The sequence below is a fragment of the Nocardioides aestuarii genome, from assembly GCF_039527245.1.
In the GTDB taxonomy this organism is placed as follows: Bacteria; Actinomycetota; Actinomycetes; order Propionibacteriales; family Nocardioidaceae; genus Nocardioides; species Nocardioides aestuarii.
The window spans coordinates 2421790-2442991 of the sequence record NZ_BAAAJT010000002.1; the positions used below are offsets into that span (position 1 = coordinate 2421790).

Sequence of the window (21202 nt, forward strand, 5' to 3'; positions counted from 1 at the left end):
GATGCTCCCCCTGGCGGCCGACGACCTGTCGGCCTTCGGCCAGGACCCGGTGTGGCTCGTCATCGTCAAGGCGGTGCTGATCTTCGTGGTCCTGGTGCTGCTCACGCTCTTCAACATCTGGTGGGAGCGGCGCGTCGTGGCGCGCATGCAGCACCGGATCGGCCCCAACGTCCACGGCCCCTTCGGCCTGCTGCAGTCGCTGGCCGACGGCGTGAAGCTGGCGCTGAAGGAGGACATCATCCCCAAGGCCGCCGACCGGGTGGTCTACCTCCTGGCCCCCGTGATCATCGTGATCCCGGCCTTCGTGACGTTCTCGGTGATCCCGTTCGGGCCCGTCGTCGACGTCCCGTTCACCGACATCTCGACACCCCTCCAGCTCACCGACATGCCGGTGGCGGTGCTCTTCGTGATGGCGATCGCCTCGATCGGCATCTACGGCATCGTCCTCGGCGGCTGGTCGAGCGGCTCGACCTACTCGCTGCTCGGCGGTCTGCGCTCGAGCGCCCAGATGATCTCCTACGAGGTCGCGATGGGGCTCTCCCTCGTCGCGGTGTTCCTCTACGCCGGGTCGATGTCGACCTCCCAGATCGTCGCCGCCCAGGAGAACCTCTGGTACGGCCTGATCCTGATCCCGTCGTTCGTGATCTTCGTGATCGCGATGGTCGGCGAGACCAACCGCGCGCCGTTCGACCTGCCCGAGGCCGAGGGCGAGCTCGTCGGCGGCTTCCACACGGAGTACTCCAGCCTCAAGTTCGCGCTGTTCTTCCTCGCCGAGTACGTCTCGATGGCGACGGTGTCGGCGATGGCGACCACGCTGTTCCTCGGCGGCTGGCGCGCCCCCTGGCCGCTGGCCGAGTTCAGCATCGGCTCGTTCACGCTCCCCGGGCTCTGGGAGGGCGCCAACGAGGGCTACTGGCCGGTGTTGTGGTTCTTCGGCAAGGTCCTCGCCTTCATCTTCATGTTCATCTGGCTGCGCGGGTCGCTGCCGCGGCTGCGCTACGACCAGTTCATGGCGTTCGGGTGGAAGCGGCTGATCCCGATCTCGCTGGTCTGGATCATCGCCGTCGCCACCGTCCGGGCGCTGTCGCAGAGCGGCGGCCTCGACCGGCAGTACCTCCTCGTCGGCGCCGGCGTCATCGCCGGCCTGTTCCTGGTGCTCTTCTTCGTCGGCGAGGAGGGCCAGCCCGAGGCCGCAGCCACCGGGGCCTCCGACGACGCGTTCTCCGGCGGCTTCCCGGTGCCGCCCATGCCCGCTGGTGGCGCCGTCCGCGGTGCCGCCGCCCCGCTCACGTTCGACTCCGGCACGACCGTCCGCGACGAAAGGGACAGCGATGGCTGACCAGACCTCAGGGTCTCGCTCGCTGAAGGAACAGTTCTGGGACCCCGTCGCGGGGTTCGGCGTCACCTTCCGCACCATGTTCAAGAAGGTGGTGACCGAGCAGTACCCCTTCGAGAAGCTGCCGACGGCACCACGCTTCCACGGACGCCACCAGCTCAACCGGTGGCCCGACGGCCTTGAGAAGTGCATCGGCTGCGAGCTGTGCGCCTGGGCCTGCCCGGCCGACGCCATCTACGTCGAGGGTGCGTCGAACGACGACTCCGAGGACGGCGAGGGCCGCTTCACCCCCGGTGAGCGCTACGGCCGCGTCTACCAGATCAACTACCTGCGCTGCATCCTGTGCGGGCTCTGCATCGAGGCGTGCCCGACGCGCGCGCTGACGATGACCAACGAGTACGAGCTCGCCGACGACTCCCGTGAGTCGCTGATCTACGAGAAGTCCGACCTGCTCGCCCCGCTGCTTCCCGGCATGGAGCAGCCGCCCCACCCGATGCGCCTCGGCGACGACGAGGGCGACTACTACCGCGGCACCTTCAAGACGAACGCGGACGCCGCGCCCGAGCCGGAGGTGGCGGAGCAGTGATCAGCTTCTGGGTCCTCGCCCCCGTGATGGTCCTGGCCGCGCTCGGCATCCTCTTCGTGCGCAAGGCCGTCCACGCCGCGCTGCTGCTGGCGGTCGTGATGATCTCGCTCGCCGTCCAGTACGCCGCGCTCGACGCGCCGTTCCTCTTCGCGGTGCAGATCATCGTCTACACCGGCGCCATCTTGATGCTCTTCCTCTTCGTGCTGATGCTGGTCGGCGTCGACGCCTCCGACTCGGTCGTCGAGACGATCAAGGGCCAGCGCGCGCTGGCGACCATCGGCGGCCTGCTGCTCGGGGTCCTGCTCGTCGTGGGCGTCGCCCAGGCGTCCCTCGGCACCGCGACCGGCCTCGACGAGGCCAACGCCGACGGCAACGTCCAGGGGCTGGCCAACGTCCTGTTCTCCACCTGGGTCCTCGCCTTCGAGGTGACCAGCGCGCTGTTGATCACCGCGGCGCTGGGCGCGATGGTGCTCGCCCACCGCGAGCGCACGACTCCCAAGGAGTCGCAGGCCGACCTCGCCGCCAAGCGGATGCGCGACTACGCCGAGCGTGGCGCCCACCTGGGCCCGCTGCCCTCGCCGGGTGTCTTCGCCCGCACCAACGCGGTCGACACGGCGGCGCTGCTGCCGGACGGCACAGCGGCCGAGGCCTCGGTCTCCCGCGTCCTCGCGGCCCGCGGCACCGTGCGTACGGCGCCCGCCGAGGACGTCGAGCGCATCGAGCGCCAGATCGGCGATCCCAGCCATCGACCGGAGGGTGCCGGCAAGGCCGGCGCCACCGGTGACACCACCGAGACGGGGCCCGAGTCCGGGGAGGAGCAGGCGTGACCGAGTACATCGTCCTGTCGGCGATCCTCTTCACGATCGGCTGCGTCGGCGTCCTCGTGCGCCGCAACGCGATCGTGGTGTTCATGTGCGTGGAGCTGATGCTCAACGCCTCCAACCTGGCGCTGGTGACCTTCGCCAAGCAGCACGGCAACCTCGACGGCCAGATCGCCGCCTTCTTCGTGATGGTGGTGGCTGCGGCCGAGGTCGTGGTCGGGCTGGCCATCATCATGACCATCTTCCGCACCCGTCGCTCGGCCTCGGTCGACGACGCGAGCCTGCTGAAGTACTGAGGGGTTAGACGGTGACCAACATCTTCCTCGAGGGAGGGGACCACGCGGTCTCCCACGTCCCGGTCGTCGACCCGGGCGCCGCCGACGGCGTGCTCGGCCTGCTGTGGCTCGTGATCGCGCTGCCGCTGCTCGGTGCGGTGGTGCTGCTGCTCGGCGGCCCGCTCACCAAGGGCCGCATCGACCGGTGGGGCCACCTGCTCGGCACCGCGCTGCCGATCGGCTCGTTCGTCATCAGCGTGCTGATGTTCGTCGAGCTGCTCGGCCGTGAGGAGTCGGAGCGCCAGGTCTCCCAGCACCTGTTCACGTGGTTCGAGACCCGAGGCCTGAGCGTCGGCATGGACCTGCTCTACGACCCGCTGGCGGCGCTCTTCCTGCTGCTGATCACCGGTGTCGGCTCGCTGATCCACGTCTACTCCATCGGCTACATGGCGCACGACCCGCGCCGCCGCCGGTTCTTCGGCTACCTCAACCTCTTCGTCGCCGCGATGCTGACGCTGATCCTGTCGGCCAACTACCTCGGCCTGTTCCTCGGCTGGGAGGGCGTCGGTCTGGCGTCCTACCTCCTCATCGGCTTCTGGCAGCACAAGCCGTCGGCCGCCGCGGCCGCCAAGAAGGCCTTCGTCATCAACCGTGTCGGTGACATCGGGCTCTCGCTCGGTATCGCGCTGATGTTCGTCACCTTCGGCACCACCGACTTCGCGGCGATCAGCGCCGTGACCGGCGAGGTCGGGGAGGGCACGCTCACCGCGCTCGGCCTGCTGCTGCTCCTCGGCGCCTGCGGCAAGTCGGCCCAGGTGCCTCTCCAGGCCTGGCTGCTCGACGCGATGGAGGGCCCGACCCCGGTGTCGGCGCTGATCCACGCGGCGACCATGGTCACCGCCGGCGTCTACCTCGTGGTGCGCTCCAACTTCATCTTCGAGCTCGCGCCGGTCGCCCAGACCGTCGTCGTCGTCGTCGCCACGGTCACGCTGCTCTGGGGTGCGATCCTCGGCTGCGCCCGCGACGACATCAAGAAGGTGCTCGCCGGCTCCACGATGAGCCAGATCGGCTACATGATGCTCGGCGCGGGCCTCGGGGTCGCGGGCTACGCGTTCGCGATCTTCCACCTGCTGACCCACGGTTTCTTCAAGGCCAACATGTTCCTCGGTGCCGGCTCGGTCATGCACGGCATGGACGACGACGTCGACATGCGCCACTACGGCGCCCTGCGCTCGGCGATGCCGGTCACCTTCCTGACCTTCGCGATGGGCTACCTCGCCATCATCGGGTTCCCCGGCTTCTCGGGCTTCTGGTCCAAGGACAAGATCATCGAGACCGCACTCGCCGAGAACCTGGTCGTGGGCATCCTGGCCGTCCTCGGTGCCGGCATCACGGCCTTCTACATGACGCGCCTGATGCTCCTGACCTACTTCACCAGCAAGCGCTGGGAGAAGGGCGTCCACCCGCACGAGTCGCCGAAGGTGATGACCGTGCCGCTGATCGTGCTCGCCGCGCTGTCGGTGCTGGGCGGCGTCATGATCGCGGGCGACTGGATCGTGGAGTTCCTCGCGCCGGTCGTCGGCGAGGTCGAGCACCACGAGCCGCCGCTGCCGGCACTGGTCATCACGCTCATCGTCGTGGCCACCGTCGCCCTCGGTGTCGCGGCCGCCTGGTTCTTCGTCGGCCGGCGCGACGTCCCGCGCGAGGCACCCCAGCAGGTGTCCTTCGTGACCCGGGCGGCCCGCGCCGACCTCTACGGCGACGCGATCAACGAGGGGCTGGTGGTCGGCCCCGGCCGCCACCTGGTCTCCGGCCTGACCACGATGGACAACCGCGGTGTCGACGGTGCCGTCGAGGGCGGCTCGTCCGCCGTCGGCGGGCTCGCCCAGGTGCTGCGCACCGTCCAGAACGGCTTCGTCCGCTCCTACGCCCTCTCGCTCCTGGCCGGCGTGCTGCTGGTCGTGCTGACCCTGATGGTGGTGAACTTCGCATGAGCGACTTCCCCTGGCTCACCACGCTGGTCGTGCTGCCGCTCCTCGGCGCGGTCGTGACCGGCTACCTCCCCAGCCGCGGCATCATCGCGCGGCAGGTGGGGCTGGGCGTCGCCCTGGTCACGCTGGTCGTCGCCGTGGTGATGGCCACCCAGTACGACGTCGGCGGCGGCTACCAGTTCGCCGAGGAGCACGAGTGGATCAGCGCCTTCGGCGCCCACTACGCGCTCGGCGTCGACGGCCTCGGGCTGCTGATGGTGCTGCTGACGGTGGTCCTGGTCCCGATCGTGATGATCGCGTCCTGGCACGAGACCGATCCGAAGGCCGACGTCTTCTTCGCGTGGACCCTGGCGCTCGAGGCCTTCTCGATCGCCGTCTTCGCGGCCACCGACGTCTTCCTCTTCTACATCGTCTTCGAGGCCACGCTGATCCCGGCCTACTTCCTCATCGGCGGGTTCGGCCGCGAGGGGCGCACCCGGGCCGCGGTGAAGTTCCTGATCTACCAGCTCGCCGGTGGTCTGGTGATGCTCGGTTCGGTAATCGGGCTCTACGTCGTCTCGGCCCAGGCCGGCTCGCCGTCCTACCTCCTGAGTGACCTCCAAGGGCTCTCGATCGACCCGACCGCCCAGAAGTGGATCTTCGCCGGCTTCTTCGTCGCCTTCGCGATCAAGGCGCCGATGTTCCCGGTCCACACCTGGCTGGCCGACACGACCGAGAAGGCGACCACCGGCACCTCGGTGCTGCTCGTCTGCGTCCTGGACAAGATCGGCACCTTCGGCATGATCCGCTTCTGCCTCGGGCTGCTGCCCGACGCGTCGCAGTGGGCCACGCCGTTCGTCGTCGTGCTCGCGCTGATCTCGATCGTCTACGGCGCCCTCGTCGCGATCGGCCAGGACGACATGCTGCGCCTGATCGGCCTGACGTCGCTGAGCCACTTCGGCCTGATCGTGCTCGGCATCTTCGTGTTCACCAGCGAGGGCGGCGCCGGCGCCATCCTCTACATGGTCAACCACGGCATCGCCACGGCCGCGCTGTTCCTGCTCGCCGGGTTCGCCGTTCGCCGCCGCGGGACGGCGCTGATCAGCCAGATGGGCGGCATCGAGAAGGTCGCCCCCGTGCTGGCGGGCATGTTCCTGGTCGCGGGCCTCGCCGCCTGCGGCCTGCCCGGGCTGTCGCCGTTCGTCTCCGAGATGCTCGTGATCATCTCGGCGTTCGACTACGCCTGGTGGGCCGGTGCCGTCGCGGTGACCGCGATCGTGCTGGCCGCGATCTACGTGCTGTGGATGTACCAGCGCGCCATGACCGGTCCGACCGCCGCCGACCTCGAGGGCTTCACCGACCTCGACCGGCGGGAGGTGGGCGTCGTCGCGCCGCTGCTCGTCGCGCTCGTGCTGTTCGGGTTCTACCCGCAGCCGCTGCTCGACGTGATCAACCCGAGCGTCGAGCAGACGCTGACGCAGGTGGGTGTCGTGCACGAGGAGCCCACCGTCCCGGCTGCCCCGGCGACCGAGGGAGAGGGTCACTGATGGAGTTCGTGAAGCCCACCATCGAGTACGGCCAGCTCTGGCCGCTGTTCGTGGTCTTCGGCACCGCCTGCGCCGGGGTCCTGGTCGAGGCGTTCCTGCCCCGCCGGTCCCGCTACGTCGTGCAGGCCCTGCTCGCCGGCCTCGGCCTCACCGCCGCCCTCGTCGGCACCGCGCTGGTCGGCGCCGACCTGGCCAGCCTCGGCGACGGCGTCGCGCGCGGCAACCTCGCCATGGAGGGCACGCTCGCCCTCGACGGCCCGACGGTCTTCCTGTGGGGCGTCATCCTGCTCTTCGGGATCGGCGGCGTCATGCTCTTCGCCGAGCGTCAGCTCGAGGGCGGCGTGTCCGCGTTCGCGGGGCAGGCCGCGGCGCTGCCCGGCACCGAGGCGGAGCGCCAGGCGTCGACGTCGGGCCTCGACCACACCGAGGTCTTCCCGCTCATGGTCTTCGCGGTCGGCGGCATGATGATGTTCCCGGCCGCCAACGACCTGCTGACGATGTTCGTCGCGCTCGAGGTGCTCTCGCTGCCGCTCTACCTGCTCTGCGGACTGGCGCGTCGCCGCCGCCTGCTGAGCCAGGAGGCCGCGCTGAAGTACTTCCTCCTGGGCGCCTTCTCCTCCGGCTTCTTCCTCTACGGCGTGGCGCTGGTCTTCGGCTTCGCCGGCTCCTTCGAGTTCGCCGCGATCAACGAGGCGGTGCGCAACGACCTCGGCAACCGCACGCTGCTGCTGATCGGCATGGGCATGCTGGCGGTCGGCCTGTTCTTCAAGGTGGGTGCCGCGCCGTTCCAGGCCTGGACCCCCGACGTCTACCAGGGTGCGCCGACCGCGGTCACCGCGTTCATGGCGGCCGCGACCAAGGTCGCCGCCTTCGGTGCGATCCTGCGGCTCTTCTACGTCGCCTTCGGGGCCGACCGCTGGACGTGGCAGCCGATGATGTGGGTCGTCGCGATCCTCACCATGGTCGTGGGCGCGGTGCTCGCGGTCGCCCAGACCGACGTGAAGCGGATGCTGGCCTACTCCTCGGTGGCCCACACCGGCTTCCTGCTGACCGGTGTGCTGGGCGTCCAGAGCTCCACCGACCTCGCGATCGGCCAGCTGACCTCGCTGCAGGCGGTGCTCTTCTACCTCGTCACCTACGGCTTCACCACCATGGGCGCCTTCGCCGTCGTCACCCTGGTGCGCGACTCCGGTGGCGAGCAGACCCACCTGTCGCGCTGGGCCGGTCTGGGCAAGTCCTCACCGCTGGTGGCGGGCGTGTTCGCCTTCTTCCTGCTCGCGATGGCCGGCATCCCGCTGACCTCCGGCTTCATCGGCAAGTGGGCGGTGTTCGCGTCCGCGCTGTCGGCCGGGGCCTACCCGGTCGTCGTGGTCGCCATCCTCAGCAGCGTCGTGGCGGCGTTCTTCTACGTCCGCGTCATCCGGGTCATGTACTTCACCGAGCCCACGGGCGAGGCGGCGACCGTGACCCACCCCTCGATCCTGACCGCGGCGACCATCGCTGTCGGGGCGGCCGTCACGCTCGTCCTCGGTGTCGTCCCCGGCCCGGTGCTCGACCTCGCGGCCCGTGCGGGAGAATTCATCAGGTGACGGACTCGACCCTCGCACTGCCCGTCGTCGACGCTGCCCTCGAAGCGCGGCTGGTCGACCGGTTGGCCCGTGTCGAGGAGCTGCTCGCGGGCCACTGCCAGGGCCGCACGGCCTACGTCTCGGAGGCGGCGACCCACCTGATGATGGCAGGCGGCCGGCGCTTCCGGCCGCTGCTGGTGCTGCTCGCGGCGGAGACCGGCTCCCACCCGGAGGCCGAGGAGGTCCACACCGCCGCCTGCGTCGTGGAGCTCACCCACGTCGCGTCGCTCTACCACGACGACGTCATGGACGAGGCCGCGCTGCGGCGGGGCGCCGACACCGCCAACGCACGGTGGGACAACCACGTGGCGATCCTGACCGGCGACTTCCTCTTCGGTCGCTCCTCCGAGCTGACCGCGGACCTCGGTCCGGAGGCCGTCCGGATCCAGGCACGGACCTTCACCCGGCTCGTCGAGGGCCAGATCCTCGAGACCGTGCCGCCGGGACCGGGCGAGGACCCGCTCGCCCACTACCTCGAGGTCGTGGCCGGCAAGACCGGTTCGCTGATCGCCACCTCGGCGCGCTACGGCGCGATGTTCGGCGGCGCCGAGCCCGAGGTGGTCGAGGCGCTGAGCGCCTACGGCGAGATCGTCGGCTCGGCCTTCCAGCTCTCCGACGACATCCTCGACGTCGCCGCGGAGTCGGCCGACTCCGGCAAGACGCCCGGCACGGATCTCCGTGAGGGGGTGCCGACGCTGCCGGTCCTGATGGCGCGGGCCTCGACCGACCCGGCGGACGCCCGGCTGCTGGAGCTGCTCGACGCCGACCTCACCGACGACGCCCTCCACACCGAGGCGCTGGGGCTGCTGCGGTCCCACCGCGCCATGGCCGAGGCGCGCGACTACGTCGTCGCCCAGGCCGCCGAGGCCAAGGCCGTCCTGGCCGTGCTCCCCGAGGGCTCGGTCCGTCGCGCTCTGGAGGACTTCGCCGACGTCGTCGCCACCCGCACGGCCTAGCCCGGCGCGCCACCTCCGAAGGTAAAATCCGGCGCGAAAGGGTCCGCGGACGACCCCTCGTGCCGATAGTGGAGGTCCCCCCAACCCCCCGCCCTCCCCCCGGGCCGAGCCAGAGGTCTACTCGACATGTGGCGAACCATCAGCGCGCTCTCGTCCGCCCTGCTGCTGACCGGCCTGACGGTCGTCCCGTCAGCCCCCGCGCAGGCCACGGCCCTGTCGGCCACCGCGAGCTCCGACTCGTTCAGCAACGCGGCCGCGAAGGCGCGCAGCTACGGGTCGCGCACCGCCGTCGTCGTGGACAACCGGCGAGGCCTCTACAAGCGCGGCTACCTCAAGTTCCGGGTCCCGGCCATCAGCGAGGACCTCGAGCTCGCCACGGTCCGGTTGTCGGTGCACCCACTGACGAGCTCGGCGCACGACCTCAACGTCGTCAGGGCCGGCAACGCCTGGCGCGAGCGTCGGCTGACCTGGCACACGCGTCCGGCCTCCCACGAGTTCCTCGGTTCCTCCGACGCGCTCCGCAGGGGCGTCGACGAGGTGATCGACCTGAAGGTCGACGGCATCCGCCCCGGGCGCTGGCTCACGGTGCGGTTGGGCACGTCGGCCCCGGTCCGGTTGCGCCTCGCGTCGTCGGAGGCGCGTGCGGCGGCACACCGTCCGCGCCTGATGATCACCACCCGGCCGGCGGCGAGCACGCCCGAGGGTCCCACGGACCCCACCGGGCCGGGCGCCACCGAACCGGGCACCCCCACGGATCCCGGCGACCCGGCCGACCCCACCCGGTCGGGACCGTTCTCCACCAAGCGGATCGGCATGAGCGCGCCGGCCTACCTGTGGGACCAGCGCATCGACGAGGTCGGCTCCTCGGGGGTGACCGCGCGCCGCATCTTCGCGGACCTCACACCCACCGGCACCGACCAGCTGAAGCTGATCCGTGAGGCGATCGCCGACGGCATGCTCCCGGTGATCTCCTACAAGGTCCCCGATCCCGCGGTCATGGCGGCCGGGGGCTACGACGCCTGGCTGGCGAACCTCCGGACCCAGCTGACCAGCCTGGACGCCGATGTCACTGCCACCTTCTGGCACGAGCCCTACGGCGACATGGACCCCGCGACGTTCCGGGCCGCCAGCCTGCGGTTCCTCGACGGCGTCGACGCACCCCGGATCGCCGTCGGCCCCATCCTCAACGGCTGGCTGCTGGACCGGAAGGTCTCCACCTTCGCGTCCTTCACCGACGCCGAGCTGCTCGACCGGTGGGACTTCGTCGCGGTGGACTCCTACCAGTCCGGGACGGTCAGCAACCCCGGACCCGCCATGCCCGCCCGCGCGATCCCGCTGCTCGAGCGATGGCTGAGCTCGGTGGGTCACCCCGACAAGCCGCTCGGCCTGGGCGAGTACAACGGTTTCACCGCGGAGGCCGTCGCCGACGCGGGTGAGGTCATCCTGTCCACCCCCGACCTGTGGTTCGCGGCCGTCTGGAACTCCACCGCCGGCAACCACGTCCCGCTCGAGGGGGACCGGATCACCGCCTACCAGCGCACCAAGTCAGACTCCCGCGCCTCGCGTTGAGCGGCGGCCGGGCCGTCAGTCCGGGATGGGCTGGTAGTGGATCGTGGTCGTCCAGTGCCGCTCGCCCGGGAGCACGTCGGTGCCACCGTCGCGGTCGCGGGCGACGACTCGTGCGGCCACTCCCAGGGCGCCGCCGAAGCAGGCACGGGTCACCGTGACCCGCACGCGGCGCCCCGCGCTCGTCGCGGCGGCGCGGCACCCGTCGAGCCGCGGTGCGCGCACGCGCCACCTGTCGGAGCTGCGCGTGACCACGACGCGAGCGGGATGCTGGCGTGAGGCTCCGCGCACGAGGACGTCGAGTCGCCGGAGGAGACGGAGCGAGCGAGTGGCGAAGATGGTGTCGACGGTGACGGCGCGCGGGGTGCCGTTGGTCAGGCGGCCGCGCCGGACGTCCGCTGCTCCGTCGCCCAGGTCGCCGTCGCCGTCCACGTAGTCGAGCACCGCGACCTGGTGGACGAGCCGCACCTGCTGGCGGCGGAGCAGGGCCGCGCCCCCGCTCGGGGTCCCGACCAGCCAGATCTCGTAGATCCCCTCCGGGAGCACCGTGCCGTCGGGGGCGAGCCCGGACCAGTCCCAGTGGATCCGGCCGCGCTCGCGGTGTCCGAGATCCTCGCTGAGGACGACCGCGTCGTGACGGACCACGTCGATCCGGTAGGAGCCGGGCTCCAGGATGTCGACGACGCTGCGCGCATGGTCCTGCCGGTTCGGCTCCTCCGGCCACAGGTGGGTGCTGCTGGTCACCTCGCGCCGGTCCTCGTGCATGACGTCGAAGGTGACCGAGTCCGCCACTCCGGAGCCGTCGGACACCGAGTAGGTGCAGGTGGGGCCCGACGGCTCGATCGGGACCTGCTGCAGCGCACTCTCCGGGGCGGCCGGGTCGTAGGTGTGGCGGAACTCCTGGTAGGTGAACGAGCGACCCGAGACGTGGAACGTGCACCGACCTTGCACGACGTAGCTCCCGGCTGCGGCTCCCGAGTAGTCCACGGTCACCCAGGCCGGGCCCGGCCGCTCCACCAGCTCGTCCGGGAGCGGGCTGGTGATGGACGGAGCCCCGACGACGGGATCGCGGTGCGACGCGGTGGGGAAGGACGGCGCCGCAAGAGAGGTGACAGCGAGGGCGAGGCCCAGGCCCGTGGTCGCGACGGCGTGCAGCACGGTGATTCCCCCGAGTGTGATGTCGTGTCAGCTGACGGCCGAAGCCTAGGGCAGGCGTCGCCACCCGGTCGCCGGAACCCGTCAGAGCGCGGAGGCCTCGGCGACCAGGCGGAGCTGGCGGCGGCGGTGGGTGAGCGCCTCCCACGTGAAGACGACGAGAGCGATCCACACCAGCACGAAGCCGATCCAGCGCGAGGCCGGCATCGGCTCGTCGTACCAGAGCACGCCGAGGGCGAACTGGAGGATCGGCGCGATGTACTGCAGCAGGCCGATGGTGACCATGCTGATCCGGATCGCGGCAGCGCCGAAGCACAGCAGCGGGATGACGGTGACGATGCCGGTGGTGGTCATCAGGACGGCGTGGCCGGCGCCCTCGGTCCCGAACGACGACGCGCCGGTCGCCACCAGCCACCCGACGTACGCCGCCGCGACCGGGCCGATGTAGAGGGTCTCGACGGCGAGCGACTCGACGGCGTCGACGTTGGCGGTCTTCTTGGCGAGGCCGTAGGTCGCGAACGAGAAGGCCAGCAGCAGGGCGATCCAGGGTGGCCTGCCGTAGTCGATCGTGAGCACCAGGACCGCCACGGCCGCGAGGCCGACGGCCGCCCACTGCAACCGCCGCAGCCGCTCGCCGAGCACGACCACGCCCATCAGCACCGTGACGAGCGGGTTGATGAAGTAGCCCAGGGACGTCTCGACCACCCGGCCGTTGTTGACGCCCCAGATGTAGCCGCCCCAGTTGACACTGATCACGACGGCCGCGACCAGCAGCAGCCACCGCGTGCGCGGGTTGCGCAGCACCGCCGCGACGTCCCGCCCCCGCCGCAGGACGGCGACGACCAGCGACACCGTGACCAGCGACCACAGGACCCGGTGGGCGAGGATCTCCACCGCACCGGCGGGCTCGAGCAGCGTCCAGTAGAGGGGGAACAGCCCCCACATCGAGTAGGCGGCGACGCCGTAGCCGACGCCACGCTGGCTGCTCAGGCGATCGTCCAGGTGTCGCCGCCGTGGAGGAGCGCGTCGAGCCGGGAGGAGTCGTCGCCGTCGACACCGCCGCGGGCGGTGGTGACCTGGGCGCGGGCCTGGTCGTCGTAGGTCCCGCGCTCGACCTGCCGGAAGATGCCGATCGGCGCCTGGTGGAGGTAGCCCGCATCGGTGAGCCGCGAGATCGCGAACGCCGTCGTCGGGTCCTCGGCGTGGGCGTCGTGGACGAGCAGCGCGTCCTCGCCGACCTCACCCTCGCCCGAGCCGACGTCGGCGACGCGGACGCCGCCGGTGACGGTGTCACGCACGAGTCCCTTGGTCCCCCCGACGCCGAACCGGATCGGCTCACCGTGGCGGAGCGGGATGATCGCGTCCTCCTTGGTGTCGCGGTCCTTGATCGCGTCGAAGGCGCCGTCGTTGAAGATCGGGCAGTTCTGGTAGATCTCGACGAACGACGTCCCGCGGTGGGCGGCGGCCGCGGCCAGCACCGAGGTGAGGTGCTTGCGGTCGGAGTCGATGGTCCGCGCGACGAACGTGCCCTCGGCGCCCAGGGCGAGTGACACCGGGTTGAAGGGGTGGTCGAGCGAGCCCATGGGCGTGGACTTGGTGATCTTGCCCGGCTCGGAGGTGGGGGAGTACTGCCCCTTGGTGAGCCCGTAGATCCGGTTGTTGAAGAGCAGGACCGTCATGTTGACGTTGCGGCGCAGCGCGTGGATCAAGTGGTTGCCGCCGATCGAGAGCGCGTCACCGTCGCCGGTCACGACCCAGACCGACAGGTCTTCGCGGGCGGTGGCGATGCCGGTCGCGATCGACGGCGCGCGTCCGTGGATCGAGTGCATGCCGAAGGTGTCGAGGTAGTAGGGGAAGCGCGAGGAGCAGCCGATGCCGGAGACGAAGACGATGTTCTCGCGGCGCAGGCCGAGGTCGGGCAGGAAGCCCTGCACGGCCTTGAGGACGGCGTAGTCGCCGCAGCCGGGGCACCAGCGGACCTCCTGGTCGCTGGTGAAGTCCTTGCCGGTCTGGGTGTCCTCGGTCGTCGGGACGCCCTCGGTACCGGTGCGCAGGCCGGGCAGGCCGAGCTCGGTGGTGCTCATCGTGCGTCTCCTTCCGCCTCGGCGACCAGCTTGCCGATGACCTCCGCGAGCTCGGCCGCCTTGAGCGGCAGGCCGCGGACCTGGTTGTAGCCGACCGCGTCGACGAGGTACTTCGCGCGGACCAGCATCGAGAGCTGGCCGAGGTTCATCTCGGGCACCAGGACCTTGTCGTAGCGGGCGAGGATCTCGCCGAGGTCCTTCGGGAACGGGTTGAGGTGGCGCAGGTGGACCTGCGCGACGTTGCCGCCGGCGTTGCGCACGCGGCGGCAGCCGGCGCCGATCGGGCCGTACGTCGAGCCCCAGCCGAGCACGACCACCTTGGCCTCGCCGCTGGGGTCGTCGACCTGCGTGGGGGGCAGCGACTCCGCGATGCGGTCGACCTTGGCCTGCCGGGTCCGGACCATGAAGTCGTGGTTGGCGGGGTCGTAGGAGATGTTGCCGTGACCGTCGCCCTTCTCGAGGCCGCCGATGCGGTGCTCGAGGCCCGCGGTGCCGGGGACGGCCCACGGACGGGCGAGGGTCTCGGCGTCGCGCTGGTAGGGCTGGAAGCCGTCGTCACCCAGCCCGTCAGCGGTGGCGAACGCGGGGTCGATGGTCGGGATCTCGGAGAGCTCGGGGATCCGCCACGGCTCGGAGCCGTTGGCGAGCATGCCGTCGGAGAGCAGCATGACCGGGGTGCGGTAGGTGATCGCGATCCGGGCGGCCTCGAGGGCGGCGTCGAAGCAGTCGCCGGGGGAGCGGGGGGCGACGATCGGCACGGGCGACTCGCCGTTGCGGCCGAACATCGCCTGCAGCAGGTCGGCCTGCTCGGTCTTGGTGGGCAGCCCGGTCGAGGGCCCGCCGCGCTGGACGTCGACGACGAGCAGCGGCAGCTCGGTCATGACCGCGAGGCCGATGGCCTCCGACTTCAGGGCGATGCCGGGGCCGGAGGTGGTGGTGACGCCGAGCGAGCCGGCGAACGAGGCGCCGATCGCCGCGCCGATGCCGGCGATCTCGTCCTCGGCCTGGAACGTCGTGATGCCGAACGACTTGTGCTTGCTCAGCTCGTGGAGGATGTCGGAGGCCGGCGTGATCGGGTAGGAGCCGAGGAAGACCGGCAGCCCGGACTGGACGCCCGAGGCGACCAGGCCGTAGGAGAGCGCGAGGTTGCCGGTGATGTTGCGGTAGGTGCCGACCGACATCGGCGCCGGCTTGATCTCGTAGGTGACCGCGAACGTCTCGGTCGTCTCGCCGAAGTTCCAGCCCATCTTGAAGGCGGTCACGTTGGCGTCGCGGATGTCGGGGACCTTCGCGAAGCGGCGCTCGAGGAAGCTGATCGTCGACTCGGTGGGGCGTCCGTAGAGCCACGAGAGCAGGCCGAGGGCGAACATGTTCTTCGCGCGCGAGGCGTCCTTGCGGGTGAGCCCGAACTCCTTGACCGCCTCGACGGTCATGCCGGTCAGGTCGACCGGGTGGACGGCGTACTCGTCGAGGGAGCCGTCGTCGAGGGGGTTCTGGGTGTAGCCGGCCTTGGTGAGGTTGCGGCTGGTGAAGTCGGCGGTGTCGACGATGACCGTCGCCCCGTGACGCAGGTCGCCGAGGTTGGCGCGCAGCGCCGCCGGGTTCATCGCCACCAGCACGTCGGGGCTGTCGCCGGGCGTCAGGATGTCGTGGTCGGCGAAGTGGACCTGGAACGACGAGACGCCGGGCAGCGTGCCCTGGGGTGCGCGGATCTCGGCGGGGAAGTTGGGCAGCGTCGACAGGTCGTTGCCGAACGCGGCCGACTCCTGCGTGAAGCGGTCGCCGGTCAGCTGCATGCCGTCACCGGAGTCGCCGGCGAACCTGATGATGACGCGGTCGAGCTGCTTGACCTGCTTGGTCACCTCGGGCCTCTCCGTGATCGTCTCTGGACATGTCCGGTGGCGCTCCGGGGGAGGGGCGCACCGACCCTCCACGATAGCCCTCGCCCGGCCGTGTCCCCACCGGTCTCCGCCTGCGGACAGGTGACTCCTGCCACGCCGGTGTGCACCCTTCCCCACTATTGGGCTAGTAAGTCGAGTAGGCTGCGCGACATTGTTCAGTACGACGTCTCCCAGGGACGTCGTCACAGAAGGAGTCACCCATGTCGTCATCACTCGTCAAGGCCGCCGCCGCCTCCGCAGCCGTGCTGCTGACCACCACCGCCTGCTCCGCCGCCGGTGGCACTGCCGCCGGCGACGAGGGGGAGCAGCTGAGCCTCGTCGGCTTCTCGGTCCTCGAGGCTGCCAACGCCCCTGTCTTCGAAGAGTTCGCCGGTACCTCCGAGGGCGAGGGTGTCGGCTTCCAGACGTCCTACGGCGCCTCCGGCGACCAGAGCCGCGCCGTCGAGGGCGGCCTCGACGCGGACGTCGTCCACTTCTCCCTCGAGCCCGACATGCAGCGGCTCGTGGACGCCGGCCTCGTCGCCGAGGACTGGAAGGACAACGAGACGAAGGGCATCGCCACGTCCTCGGTCGTCACCTTCGTCGTCCGTGAGGGCAACCCGGAGGGCATCGAGGGCTGGGAGGACCTCGTGAAGCCGGGGGTCGAGATCATCACCCCGAACCCGGCGTCGTCGGGCTCCGCGAAGTGGAACATCCTCGGCGCGTGGGCCCACGTCGCCGGCGCCGGCGGGTCGGACGCCGAGGCCGAGGACTTCGTCACGAAGTTCCTCGAGAACACCATCGCCCTGCCGTCCTCGGGCCGCGAGGCCACCACCGCCTTCTCCGAGGGCAACGGCGACGTCCTCATCTCCTACGAGAACGAGGCGATCCTCGCCCGCCAGAACGGCGAGGCCTTCGACTACGTCGTGCCCGACGACACCCTGCTCATCGAGAACCCGGCGGCCGTCACCACCGACGCCCCCGAGGCGGCCTCGGCCTTCCTGACGTTCCTGACCACGCCCGAGGCGCAGGCCGACTACGCCCTCTCGGGCTTCCGGCCGGTCGTCGACGGCGTCGAGCTGCCCGACGTCGAGGGGGCCAACGACCCGTCGAACCCGTTCCCCGACCCGGGCACGCTCTACACCATCGATGACGACTTCGGCGGCTGGGCCGAGGCCAACACGAAGTTCTTCGACGAGGAGTCGGGCATCATCCCGCGGCTCCAGGCCGAGACAGGCACCGCGGAATGAGCACCGTCGCTCTGGAAGCAGGGCGACGGCGGCCGAGGACGACGACCACGCTCGGGCGTGGGTCGTCGCTCGCCCTCGGGGTCTCGGTCACCTGGTTCAGCCTGCTCGTCCTCATCCCGCTGGCCGCGCTGGTGGTCACGGCGGCCGGCGGTGGGTGGAGCGCCTACGTCACGACCCTGACCAACCCGCAGACGTGGGCCGCCATCAGCCTCACGGTCGGCGTCTCGTTCGGCGTCACGGCGGTCAACGTCGTGGTCGGCACCGTCGTCGCCTGGGTGCTCGTCCGCGACCACTTCTGGGGCAAGCGCGCCCTCGACGTCGTCATCGACATCCCCTTCGCGCTGCCGACGATCGTCGCCGGCCTGGTGCTGCTGTCGCTCTACGGGCGCCAGGGGCCGCTGGGGGTCGACTGGGCCAACACGCGGACCGCCGTGTGGCTCGCGCTGGCGTTCGTGACCCTGCCGTTCGTCGTCCGGACCGTCCAGCCGGTCCTCGAGGAGCTCGAGCACGACGTCGAGGAGGCCGCGTCGTCGCTGGGCGCGGGGCGGCTGACGGTGTTCCGCCGGATCATCCTGCCGAGCCTGGTCCCCGCCATCGCGGCCGGAGCGGCGCTCTCCTTCGCCCGGGCGATCTCGGAGTACGGCTCGCTCGTCCTGCTGTCGGGCAACCTGCCGTTCCGGACCGAGGTGGTCTCGGTTCGGGTGATCTCCTTCATCGAGGGGGGCAACACGGCGGCCGCCGCCTCGGTCGCGTCGGTGATGCTCGCCATCGCCCTCGCCGTGATCGTCGTCCTCGACGTCGTGCAGAGGCGGGTGTCGCGCCGTGGTTGAGGTGTCCCCGCCCCTGCGCTGGCTGCTGCGGCTGCTAGCCGTGGGCTACGTGGTCATGCTCGTCGCCTGGCCGGTGTCGTTCGTCGTGAAGGACACCTTCGCCGACGGCACGACCACGCTGCTCGAGACGCTGGCCGACCCGCTGGTGCGGAGCGCGCTGCTGCTGACGGTCGAGGTCGCCTTCTGGGCGGTCCTGATCAACCTCGTCTTCGGGGTGTCGATCTCGATCCTCCTGGTGCGCCACGAGTTCCCGGGCAAGCGCGTGCTGTCCGCCCTCATCGACGTGCCGCTCTCGGTCTCGCCGGTGGTGGTCGGCCTCGCACTGCTGCTCGTCTACAACGGCCGGACCGGCTGGTTCGGTCCCACGCTGGAGGGTCTGGGCTACCAGGTCATCTTCAGCACCCCCGGCATGATCATGGCGACCTGCTTCGTCGCACTGCCGCTCGTGATCCGCGAGGTCGTCCCGGTCCTGACCGAGATCGGGGACGACCAGGAGCAGGCCGCCCGCAGCCTGGGCGCCAACGGCCGCCAGACCTTCTGGCGGATCACGCTGCCCAGCATCAAGTGGGCCGTCGTCTACGGCGTCGTCCTCTCGCTCGCACGGTCGCTGGGCGAGTTCGGCGCGGTCAAGATCGTCTCGGGCAACTTCACCGGGCAGACCCAGACGGCCACGCTCGTGGTCGAGCAGAGGTACCAGAACTTCGAGCAGCCCACGGCCTACGCGGTCGCGTTCCTGCTCGCGTTCGTCAGCGTCGTCTGCATCGTCGTGGTCTCGCTCCTGCGTCCCAAGGAAGGGTCAACAGCATGAGCATCGACATCTCCCGCGTCACCAAGAAGTTCGGGGACTTCGTCGCCCTCGACGACGTCTCCGTCTCCATCCCGACGGGCCAGCTGACCGCGCTGCTCGGGCCCTCGGGCGGCGGCAAGTCCACGCTGCTGCGGATCATCGCCGGCCTGGAGTCCGCGGACTCCGGCACGGTGACCATCGAGGGCACCGACGCCACCCGGTTGCCGCCCCAGAAGCGCAACGTCGGCTTCGTCTTCCAGCACTACGCCGTCTTCAAGCACATGACGGTGGCGAAGAACGTCGCGTTCGGGCTCGAGATCCGCAAGAAGCCCAAGCCGGAGGTGCTGCGCCGGGTCGAGGAGCTGCTCGACCTGGTCCACCTCTCGCAGTTCTCCCACCGCCTGCCGTCGCAGCTCTCCGGCGGTCAGCGGCAGCGCATGGCGCTGGCCCGTGCGCTCGCGGTCGAGCCGACGGTGCTGCTGCTCGACGAGCCGTTCGGTGCCCTCGACGCCAAGGTCCGCAAGGAGCTGCGGGAGTGGCTCCGACGACTCCACGACGAGGTGCACGTGACCACCGTCTTCGTGACCCACGACCAGGAAGAGGCGCTCGAGGTCGCCGACGAGATCGTCGTGATCAACGACGGCCGGATCGAGCAGGTCGGCACGCCCGACCAGCTCTACGACGAGCCGGCCAACGACTTCGTGATGGGCTTCCTCGGCCAGGTGACGACGCTCGGCGACGTACGGCTGCGGCCGCACGACGTCGACGTCGCGGTGTCACCGCTGCTCGCCGGCTCGATCGAGGGCACGGTCTCGCGCTACCTCCGCGTCGGCTTCGAGGTGCGGCTGACGGTGCTGACCACGGACGGGCAGAGCGTCGACGTGACGATGACCCGCGCCCACGCCCGCGGCCTGGACGTGACCGAGGGCCAGACGGTGTGGCTCACGCCCACCACCGGCGCCACGGTCGTCCCACGGATGGAGCTCGCGGCGGGGTGAGGAGCGCGCTGGTGGAGGAGCCTCAGCGGTAGTTGGTGAACTGCACCGCGAAGTCGTAGTCCTGCTCCTTCACCAGCCGCTGCACCGCCTGGAGGTCGTCGCGCTTCTTGCTCGACACCCGCAGCTCGTCGCCCTGGATCTGTGCCTTCACGCCCTTGGGGCCCTCGTCGCGGATCAGCTTGCTGATCTTCTTCGCGTCCTCCGAGGAGATGCCCTCCTTCAGCGCGATGCCGATCTTGGACTGCTGGCCGGACTGGCGCGGCTCGGAGGCGTCGAGCACCTTGAGCGAGACGTTGCGCTTGACCAGCTTCTGCTTGAAGACGTCGAGCACGGCGCTCGCACGGTCGTCGGCGGAGGCGGTGATCTCGATCGCCTGCTCACCCTGCCACTCGATGGTGGCACCGGTTCCCTTGAAGTCGAACCGGGTGGCGACCTCGCGTGCGGTCTGCCCGAGTGCGTTGTCGACCTCCTGCCGGTCCAGCTTGCTCACGATGTCGAAGGACGAGTCAGCCATGGGGTCCCCTCCGGTTTCGGCTCTGCGTCGTACCTTCTGTATTCTTATCGCTCGTCGCGTCCCGGTCACAGCCGGGGCACCGACACGGCAGGTTGCCCGAGCGGCCAATGGGAGCGGACTGTAAATCCGTCGGCTTTGCCTTCGAAGGTTCGAATCCTTCACCTGCCACGCCAGACCCCCACCAGCGGTGGGGGTCTTGTCGTCTCCGGGGCCGGGCCACCTAGGCTTCCTCGGCGTCGTCCGGGACCGGCTCGCCCGGAGACACCAGCACCAGCTCCTCACACTGCTCGGCGAGCTGGGCGCTGACCTGGGCCGGCATGCCGGTGTCGCTGATGATCACCGAGGCCTGAGAGAGCTCGGCCATCGAGCTGAGACCGACGACACCCCACTTCGTGGAGTCGGCGAGCACGACCAGCCGGCGGCCGCAGCGGATCATCGCCCGGTTGGTCTCCGCCTCGAGCATGTTGGGGGTGCTCAGGCCGGCGCGCGAGTCCATGCCGTGCACGCCGAGGAACACGGTGTCGACGTGGAGCGACTCGAGGGCCGCAATCGCGACCGGGCCCACCAGGGCGTCGGAGGGAGTGCGAAGGCCACCGGTGAGCAGCACCGACACCGGTTCCTGGGCGGTGCGGTGCAGCACGTCGGAGACCCAGATCGAGTTCGTGACCACCGTCAGCCCGGGGACGTCCACGAGGTGCCGCGCGAGGGCGTGGGTGGTGGTGCCGGCGGAGATCGCGATCGCGGAGCCGGGGCGCACCAGGGAGGCGGCCCGGGCGGCGATCGCCTCCTTCTCCGCCAGCCGTCGCGCCGACTTCGCCTCGAAGCCGGGCTCGAGGCTGGAGGGCTCGGCGCGCACCGTGGCCCCGCCGTGGACCTTCTCCAGCAGCCCCTCGCGGTGCATCACCTGCAGGTCCCGGCGGATGGTCATGTCCGAGACGCCCAGGAGCGTCACCAGGTCGGAGACCCGGACCGTGCCATCACGCTCCAGCTCGCCCAGGATGCGGCTGCGCCGCTGCACC

The 21202-nt window shown here is 70.4% G+C and carries 19 protein-coding genes and 1 tRNA gene; 14 read left to right on the plus strand and 6 right to left on the minus strand.

The features are described from left to right. Position 1: 1 nt before the first annotated feature. From nuoH to ABD091_RS12305, 9 genes are all read left to right on the plus strand, one after another. A complete protein-coding gene (nuoH, locus tag ABD091_RS12265) occupies positions 2 to 1339 on the plus strand; it encodes an NADH-quinone oxidoreductase subunit NuoH (protein ID WP_343920936.1) in 1338 nt (445 codons plus the stop codon). Continuing rightward, positions 1332 to 1922, plus strand: a complete 591-nt coding sequence (gene nuoI, locus ABD091_RS12270) for an NADH-quinone oxidoreductase subunit NuoI (RefSeq protein WP_343918784.1) — start codon at positions 1332 to 1334, stop codon at positions 1920 to 1922. Before nuoH ends, nuoI begins: the two co-directional genes overlap by 8 nt. Next, positions 1919 to 2749: an NADH-quinone oxidoreductase subunit J gene (locus ABD091_RS12275; protein WP_343918786.1), complete on the plus strand. Its 831-nt coding sequence runs from the start codon at positions 1919 to 1921 to the stop codon at positions 2747 to 2749. The genes nuoI and ABD091_RS12275 overlap by 4 nt, the downstream gene beginning before the upstream one ends. Then, complete coding sequence (gene nuoK, locus ABD091_RS12280; RefSeq protein WP_343918788.1) at positions 2746 to 3039, plus strand: NADH-quinone oxidoreductase subunit NuoK; 294 nt, start codon at positions 2746 to 2748, stop codon at positions 3037 to 3039. Before ABD091_RS12275 ends, nuoK begins: the two co-directional genes overlap by 4 nt. Positions 3040 to 3128: 89 nt before the next feature. Further along, entirely contained in the window at positions 3129 to 5012 is a 1884-nt protein-coding gene (gene nuoL, locus ABD091_RS12285; protein ID WP_343920938.1) for an NADH-quinone oxidoreductase subunit L, read from the plus strand. Further along, the gene (locus tag ABD091_RS12290) at positions 5009 to 6535 is read left to right on the plus strand and encodes an NADH-quinone oxidoreductase subunit M (RefSeq protein WP_343918790.1); all 1527 of its coding nucleotides are present in this window, start codon (positions 5009 to 5011) and stop codon (positions 6533 to 6535) included. Before nuoL ends, ABD091_RS12290 begins: the two co-directional genes overlap by 4 nt. Continuing rightward, positions 6535 to 8124, plus strand: coding sequence for an NADH-quinone oxidoreductase subunit NuoN (gene nuoN / locus ABD091_RS12295; RefSeq protein WP_343918792.1), 1590 nt, complete (start codon positions 6535 to 6537; stop codon positions 8122 to 8124). Before ABD091_RS12290 ends, nuoN begins: the two co-directional genes overlap by 1 nt. Next, on the plus strand, positions 8121 to 9119 hold the full coding sequence (locus tag ABD091_RS12300) for a polyprenyl synthetase family protein (RefSeq protein ID WP_343918794.1): 999 nt from the start codon (positions 8121 to 8123) through the stop codon (positions 9117 to 9119). Before nuoN ends, ABD091_RS12300 begins: the two co-directional genes overlap by 4 nt. Before the next feature lie 126 nt (positions 9120 to 9245). Further along, complete coding sequence (locus ABD091_RS12305; RefSeq protein ID WP_343918796.1) at positions 9246 to 10688, plus strand: CBM96 family carbohydrate-binding protein; 1443 nt, start codon at positions 9246 to 9248, stop codon at positions 10686 to 10688. A 15-nt stretch (positions 10689 to 10703) separates the two neighbouring features. Here ABD091_RS12305 and ABD091_RS12310 read toward each other — a convergent pair whose 3' ends face one another. From ABD091_RS12310 to ABD091_RS12325, 4 genes are all read right to left on the minus strand, one after another. Next, on the minus strand, positions 10704 to 11843 hold the full coding sequence (locus tag ABD091_RS12310; RefSeq protein WP_343918798.1) for a flagellar hook assembly protein FlgD: 1140 nt from the start codon (positions 11841 to 11843) through the stop codon (positions 10704 to 10706). A gap of 81 nt (positions 11844 to 11924) precedes the next feature. Next, positions 11925 to 12842, minus strand: coding sequence for an EamA family transporter RarD (gene rarD, locus ABD091_RS12315; protein WP_343920940.1), 918 nt, complete (start codon positions 12840 to 12842; stop codon positions 11925 to 11927). Beyond that, positions 12827 to 13924 (minus strand): 2-oxoacid:ferredoxin oxidoreductase subunit beta, encoded by a 1098-nt coding sequence (locus ABD091_RS12320; RefSeq protein WP_343918800.1) that lies wholly within the window; start codon positions 13922 to 13924, stop codon positions 12827 to 12829. The genes rarD and ABD091_RS12320 overlap by 16 nt, the downstream gene beginning before the upstream one ends. Then, complete coding sequence (locus ABD091_RS12325) at positions 13921 to 15786, minus strand: 2-oxoacid:acceptor oxidoreductase subunit alpha (RefSeq protein ID WP_343918802.1); 1866 nt, start codon at positions 15784 to 15786, stop codon at positions 13921 to 13923. The genes ABD091_RS12320 and ABD091_RS12325 overlap by 4 nt, the downstream gene beginning before the upstream one ends. A 239-nt stretch (positions 15787 to 16025) precedes the next feature. Here ABD091_RS12325 and ABD091_RS12330 point away from each other — a divergent pair, with 239 nt between their 5' ends. The 4 genes from ABD091_RS12330 to ABD091_RS12345 are packed head-to-tail and all read left to right on the plus strand — an operon-like array spanning position 16026 to position 19669. Then, entirely contained in the window at positions 16026 to 17054 is a 1029-nt protein-coding gene (locus tag ABD091_RS12330) for a sulfate ABC transporter substrate-binding protein (protein ID WP_343918803.1), read from the plus strand. Continuing rightward, positions 17051 to 17884: a sulfate ABC transporter permease subunit CysT gene (gene cysT / locus ABD091_RS12335; protein ID WP_343918804.1), complete on the plus strand. Its 834-nt coding sequence runs from the start codon at positions 17051 to 17053 to the stop codon at positions 17882 to 17884. Before ABD091_RS12330 ends, cysT begins: the two co-directional genes overlap by 4 nt. A 1-nt stretch (position 17885) precedes the next feature. Then, positions 17886 to 18692, plus strand: coding sequence for a sulfate ABC transporter permease subunit (locus ABD091_RS12340; RefSeq protein WP_343918806.1), 807 nt, complete (start codon positions 17886 to 17888; stop codon positions 18690 to 18692). After that, entirely contained in the window at positions 18689 to 19669 is a 981-nt protein-coding gene (locus ABD091_RS12345) for a sulfate/molybdate ABC transporter ATP-binding protein (RefSeq protein WP_343918808.1), read from the plus strand. Before ABD091_RS12340 ends, ABD091_RS12345 begins: the two co-directional genes overlap by 4 nt. A gap of 22 nt (positions 19670 to 19691) precedes the next feature. On the opposite strand, the gene ABD091_RS12350 is transcribed toward ABD091_RS12345, so the two are convergent. Next, positions 19692 to 20183, minus strand: coding sequence for a YajQ family cyclic di-GMP-binding protein (locus tag ABD091_RS12350; protein WP_343918810.1), 492 nt, complete (start codon positions 20181 to 20183; stop codon positions 19692 to 19694). 86 nt (positions 20184 to 20269) lie between these two features. Here ABD091_RS12350 and ABD091_RS12355 point away from each other — a divergent pair. Further along, positions 20270 to 20351 (plus strand) — tRNA-Tyr (locus tag ABD091_RS12355). 52 nt (positions 20352 to 20403) lie between these two features. On the opposite strand, the gene ABD091_RS12360 is transcribed toward ABD091_RS12355, so the two are convergent. Continuing rightward, positions 20404 to 21201, minus strand: coding sequence for a DeoR/GlpR family DNA-binding transcription regulator (locus ABD091_RS12360; RefSeq protein ID WP_343918812.1), 798 nt, complete (start codon positions 21199 to 21201; stop codon positions 20404 to 20406). Between the last annotated feature and the right edge of the window lies 1 nt (position 21202).